Here is a 5,538-nt window from a genome sequence, read left to right as displayed (position 1 = left end):
GCGCCCCCGGACGGCGGGCGGACCCGCGCGGCGGGCGCGAGCCGGTAGACTCGGGGTTCGTGAGCGACGCCCCCCCTCCCCCCGACGCGCCCGGCGCGGACGCCGGACCGCCGGACGCGTCCGGCGGTCCGGTCGAGACCGTCCGGGTGCACGGCGTCGACGTGACGCTGCTCGGCACCGCGCACGTCTCGCGCGCCAGCGCCGAGGAGGTCGTCGCCCGCATCCGCTCGGGGGCGTACGACGTCGTCGCGCTCGAGCTCGACGCGCAACGCCACGCGGCGTTGGTCGATCCCGACCGCATCCTGAAGACCGACCTGTTCGAGGTGGTGCGCACCGGCCGGGCGGGGGCGATGGCGGCGAACCTGGCGTTGGGCGCCTTCCAGCAGCGGTTGGCGGACCAGTACGGCATCGAGCCGGGGCAGGAGATGCGCGACGCCATCCGTAGCGCCGACGAGGCGGGACTCGAGGTCGTCACGATCGATCGCGACATCGGGACGACGCTTCGGCGCGTCTACCGCAACGTGCCGTGGTGGGGGCGCTTCGAGCTGTTCGCGGGGCTTCTGGGCAGCGTCCTGTCGCGCGACGCGATCGACGAAACGGAGATCGAGCGCCTCAAGGAGGGCGACGTCCTCGAGGCGACGTTCGAGGAGTTCGCGGAGCAGGGCGGGCGCCTGTACGGCCCCCTGATCGAGGAACGCGACGCCTACATGGCGGCGCGCCTCGAGCAGGAGGCGGCCCGCCTGACGGAGACGGACGACGCGGAGGACGGCGGACGCCCGCACCTGCTGGCGGTCATTGGGGCGGGGCACCTGAAGGGGGTGGCGGCGACGTTGCGCGCCGGGCCCGACGCCCCGCCCGCCGAGCGCATCGCGGCGCTCGACACGGTGCCGCCCGCCGCGCGGTGGGTGCGGGCGCTGCCGTGGGCCGTCGCGGCGGTGGTGATCACCGGGTTCGTCGTCGGGTTCGTGCGCGACCCGGCGTTGGGCCGGACGCTGCTCGGCGATTGGGTGTGGATCAACGGGGGGGCGTCGGCCGTCGGGGCGATCCTGGCGGCCGGCCACCCGTTCACGGTCCTGGGGACCGCGGTCGCCGCGCCGTTGACGAGCCTCAACCCGACGATCGGGGCGGGCTTCGTCGCGGCCGCCATCGAGGTGTGGGTGCGCCGCCCGCGGGTCGGGGACTTCGCGTCGCTCCGGCGGGACGCGACGACCCTGCGCGGCTGGTACGGCAACCGCGTCGCGCGGGCGTTGCTGGTGTTCCTCGGGGCGACGCTGGGGTCGGCGATCGGGACGTGGGTGGCGGGCGCGCGCATCCTCACGCGCCTCTTCTGAGTCGCGGTCTGTGGCCCGGCGCGCCGTCGCGGCGCGGGCCCGTCGGTAGCATGCGCGCATGAGCGGCGACCTGCAGCGTTTCGTGGCGTTCCTCGAGGAGAAGGGCGAACTGGTCCGCATCCGCGAGCCGGTGAGTTCGTACTTGGAGATCACGGCGCTCGCCGACGCGGTGGTGAAGGCGGGGGGGCCGGCGTTGCTGTTCGAGAACGTCGAGGATCGCGACCTGCCGCTCGTGATCGGCCTCTACGGAACCGCCCAGCGGACCGCGTGGGCGTTGGGGGCGGAGAGCTTGGACGCGATCGGCGATCGCGTCCGGGATCTGATCGACGTCCAGATCGGGGGCGGCTTTCTGGGGTTGGCGTCGAACCTCCCGAAGTTGAAGGACCTGGCGTCGTTGCCGCCCAAACGCGTCCGGCGCGCCCCGGCGCAGGAGGTGGTGTGGCGGGGCGACGAGGTGGACCTGAACCGCCTCCCGGTGCTGCACTGTTGGCCGGAGGACGGCGGGCCGTTCGTGACGCTGCCGCTGGTGATCAGTCGCGATCCGGTGGAGGGGGACGTGAACGTCGGGATGTACCGCATGCAGGTGTTCGACCGGACGACGACCGGCATGCACTGGCAGCGCCACAAGACGGGGGCGCGCCACCTCGAGCACGCCAAGGCGAAGGGGGAACGCCTCGAGGTCGCCGTCGCCCTCGGGGGCGATCCGGCCCTGACGTACGCCGCGACGGCGCCGCTCCCGCCGATCCCGGGGATCAACGAGTACTCGCTGACCGGGTGGTTGCGCGGCAAGCGCGTGGAGTTGGTGAAGGGCGTGACGGTGGACCTCGAGGTGCCCGCGCACGCCGACGTGGTGCTCGAGGGGTACGTCGATCCCGAGGAGGCGTGGCGGGTGGAGGGGCCGTTCGGGGACCACACCGGCTTCTATACGCTGCAGGACCTCTACCCCGCCTTCCACGTGACCGCCGTGACGATGCGCAAGGACGCGATCTATCCCGCGACGATCGTCGGGCGCCCACCGATGGAGGACGCCTACCTGATCGAGGCCAGCGAGCGGTTGTTCCTGGTGCCGGCGCAACTGATCCTTCCGGAGATCGCGGATTACCACATGCCGCCCGCCGGCATCGCGCACAACCTGGTGAACGTCACGATCGACAAGGCCTACCCGGGGCACGCCTACAAGGTCGCGAACGGCCTGTTGGGGCTGGGGCAGATGATGTTCGCGAAGGTCCTGTTGGTCGCCGACCGCGATGCGCCCCGCCCGCAGGCGCACCAGGCGTTCTGGCGGCACGTGCTGGCGCACGCGGTGCCGGGCCGCGACGAGGCGTTCGGGAAGGGCCCGATCGACGTTCTCGATCACGCCAGTCGCGCCTGGAGTTACGGCTCGAAACTCATCGTGGACGGGACGAAGAAGCATCCCGAGGAACGCCCGGACGGCGATCCGGGGGACGCCTGGACGCCCGCCCCGCCGCGCGACGCGGCGGACCTGCCGGCGCACGCCGAGGTGGTGGCGCAGCACCAGCCGGGGGGTGGCTTCTGGTTCCTCACGACCCACAAGGCGCGCCCCGACCAGGGTCGGCATCTGGGGGAGTGGGCGGCCCGGCAGGGGGCGGCGGAGGGCGTGCGCTGGATCGCGGTGCTGGACGACGACACCGACCCCACCGACTTCGAGGACGTCATGTGGACGACCCTGAACAACATCGATCCGGAGCGCGACGTGCGCGTCGCGCACGACGCGGCGGGCGGTCCCACGTGGTTGGTGGACGCCACCCGCAAGGTGCCGGAGGAGGGCTTCGCGCGGGCCTGGCCGGAGAAGATCACGATGGATCCCGCGGTGACCGAGCGGGTGGAGGCCCGCTTCGCGGACCTGCTCGCGCGGGTGCGCGGCGGCGACGACGCCTGACGCGTCGCGCTCAGCGGCGGGACGTGACGGCGGCGACCCCGAAGACGAGGGCCTGCAGCAGGATGATCGCGGCGCCGCTGGGGACGTCGGCGACGTAGGAGGCGAATAGCCCGACGAGGGTGGTGGTGACGCCGATCGTCACCGCGCCGACGCTCATGGCGACGAGCGAGCGGGCGGCGAGGCGGGCGGCGGCGGCGGGAATCACGAGGTAGGCGGCCATCAGGACGATCCCGACGACCTGCGCGGAGACGACGACGGCGACCGCGGCGACGGCGAACAGGCCGTAGTCGAGGAGGCGGACGGGGAGGCCGTCGGCGGCGGCGAGGTCGGCGTCGAACGTCGCGTAGGCGAGGCGGCCCCAGGTGAGGATCAGGAGGGCGAGGACCGCGGTGGCGGTGACGAGGATGATCCGGAGGTCGGCGGGGCCGACCGCGAGGATCGAGCCGAACAGCAGGTGGTAGACGTCGACGACGTTCGCGTCGGGGGGGATGAGCGAGAGGAACAGGACCCCGAGCGCGACGGCGACGGCGAAGAACACGCCGATGGCGGTGTCGCTCGAGAGGTCGGTGCGGTCGCGCACCCAGGCGATCGCGAGGGCGGCGGCGAGCGTGAACGGCAGCGCCACCCACAACGGTTGCGCGAGGAGGCCGGCGCCGCCGACGGCGTAGGCGACGAGCGCTCCGAGCGCGATCCCTCCGAAGGAGGCGTGCGCGAGGCCGCTGCCGAGGAACGCGAGGCCGCGCTGAACGACGAACACCCCGAGCAGGCCGGTCATCATCGCGATCGCCGCGCCACCGAGGAGGGCGCGTTGGAGGAAGGCGTACTGGAGGGGTTCGAGCAGGATCTCCATCGGCGTCACCCCCTCACGGCAGGGCCAGGTCGTGGTCGTGCCCGACGTGCCCGTAGGCCTGCTCGAGGCAGGCGCGCGTGAGGGCGCGCTCGGGGGGGCCGAAGCCGATGCGGGCGCGGTTGAGGACGAGCACGTCGCTGGCGTGGTGGCGGGCGGCCGCGAGGTCGTGCGTCACCATCAGCACCGTCGCGCGGGCGTCGCGTTGGTAGGCCTCGAGCAGGTGGTTGAGGTCGTGCTCGGCGAGGAAGTCGACGCCGGTGGCGGGCTCGTCGAGGATCACCAGATCCGGCTCGCGCACGAGGGCACGGGCGAGGAAGGCGCGCTGCAGTTCGCCGCCCGAGAGGCGGGCGAGCGGGCGGTCGCGAAGGCGGGTGGCGCCGACCCGTTCGAGGGCGGCGCAGGCGGCGTCGCGCTCGGTGGGGGTGGTGCGGGCCGGCCAGCGCCCGCGCGCGCCGGACACGACGAGCTCGAGGGCGGTGGCGGGGAAGGTCCGGTCGAACGTCTTGAGTTGCGGGACGTAGCCGATGCGGCGAGGTTCGCTGCGGGGCGCGCGCCCGAACACGCGGACGCGGCCTCGGTCGGGCCGCACGAGGCCGAGGAGCGCCTGGACGAGGGTGGACTTCCCCGCGCCGTTGGGGCCGATGACGGCGAGGAAGCGTTCGCGGGGGAGGGTGAACGACACGTCGTCGAGGACGAGGGCCTCGCCGCGCGTCACGCGCAGGTCCGTCACCTCGAGCGCGGGGGCCGCGACCGCGTCCCGGGCCGAGGGGGTGGCCTCGGTCCGGGACGTGGGGGTGGTGGGGGCGGGGACGTCGCTCACGGGGTGAACTCCATCCCTCCAGGGTAGCGCGGCACGGCCCACCGCACGTCGCATCAGTCGGCGGACAGCGCGTCGCGGATGGTCTGGGCGTTGTAGCGCATCGTCGCGAGGTACCCCTCGCGCCCCTCCCCGCCCCCGAGCGGGTCGAGGATGCCGAGCCGGACGCCGGCTTCGTCGGCCAGGACGCGGGCGGGGCGGTCGGGGAGTTGCACCTCGGAGAAGATGGCGCGCGCGTCGTACTCGGCGAGCACGTCGATCGCTTCGGCCAGCTGGCGGGCGCTCGGTTCGCGGCCGGGGAACGGCTCGATCTCCATCACGAGGTTCAGGTCGTAGTGCGCGGCGAACGACGACCAGGCGTCGTGGAACGGCACGAACGCCTGCCCCGCGACGGGCGCGAGGAGGGTGGCGATCTCCGCGTCGAGGGCGGCGAGGTCGGTGAGGTAGGCGGTCTCCGCAGCGCGGATCGCATCCGCCTCCTCGGGCCAGTGGGCGGCGAACCGGTCCGCCAGGATGCGGGTGATCTCCATCATGGTGCCGGGGTCGGTGAACACGTGCGGGTTCCCGTCCCCATGATCGTGCGCGTGCTCATCGGCGTGCTCGTCCTCGTGCGCATGCTCATCGGCGTGCTCGTCCTCGT

General features: G+C 73.3%; 5 protein-coding genes. 2 read left to right on the top strand and 3 right to left on the bottom strand.

Annotated elements, in window-relative coordinates; all coding sequences use genetic code 11:
- Positions 1 to 59 precede the first annotated feature (59 nt).
- A complete protein-coding gene (locus RI554_10305; GenBank protein ID MDR9392406.1) occupies positions 60 to 1,331 on the top strand; it encodes a TraB/GumN family protein in 1,272 nt (423 codons plus the stop codon).
- A 58-nt stretch (positions 1,332 to 1,389) separates the two neighbouring features.
- Positions 1,390 to 3,231, top strand: coding sequence for a menaquinone biosynthesis decarboxylase (locus RI554_10300; protein MDR9392405.1), 1,842 nt, complete (start codon positions 1,390 to 1,392; stop codon positions 3,229 to 3,231).
- Between the two features lie 10 nt (positions 3,232 to 3,241).
- Here RI554_10300 and RI554_10295 read toward each other — a convergent pair whose 3' ends face one another.
- The 3 genes from RI554_10295 to RI554_10285 form a co-directional block, all read right to left on the bottom strand.
- Positions 3,242 to 4,081, bottom strand: coding sequence for a metal ABC transporter permease (locus RI554_10295; protein ID MDR9392404.1), 840 nt, complete (start codon positions 4,079 to 4,081; stop codon positions 3,242 to 3,244).
- Positions 4,082 to 4,094: 13 nt separating this feature from the next.
- On the bottom strand, positions 4,095 to 4,901 hold the full coding sequence (locus RI554_10290) for a metal ABC transporter ATP-binding protein (protein MDR9392403.1): 807 nt from the start codon (positions 4,899 to 4,901) through the stop codon (positions 4,095 to 4,097).
- Between the two features lie 53 nt (positions 4,902 to 4,954).
- A partial coding sequence (locus RI554_10285) for a metal ABC transporter substrate-binding protein (GenBank protein ID MDR9392402.1) occupies positions 4,955 to 5,538 on the bottom strand: 584 nt, incomplete at its 5' end.

It is taken from the genome of Trueperaceae bacterium, from assembly GCA_031581195.1.
Classification (GTDB): domain Bacteria; phylum Deinococcota; class Deinococci; order Deinococcales; family Trueperaceae; genus SLSQ01.
Note: the sequence above shows the minus strand (reverse complement) of the source record. Positions and strands in the feature narration are given on the sequence as shown.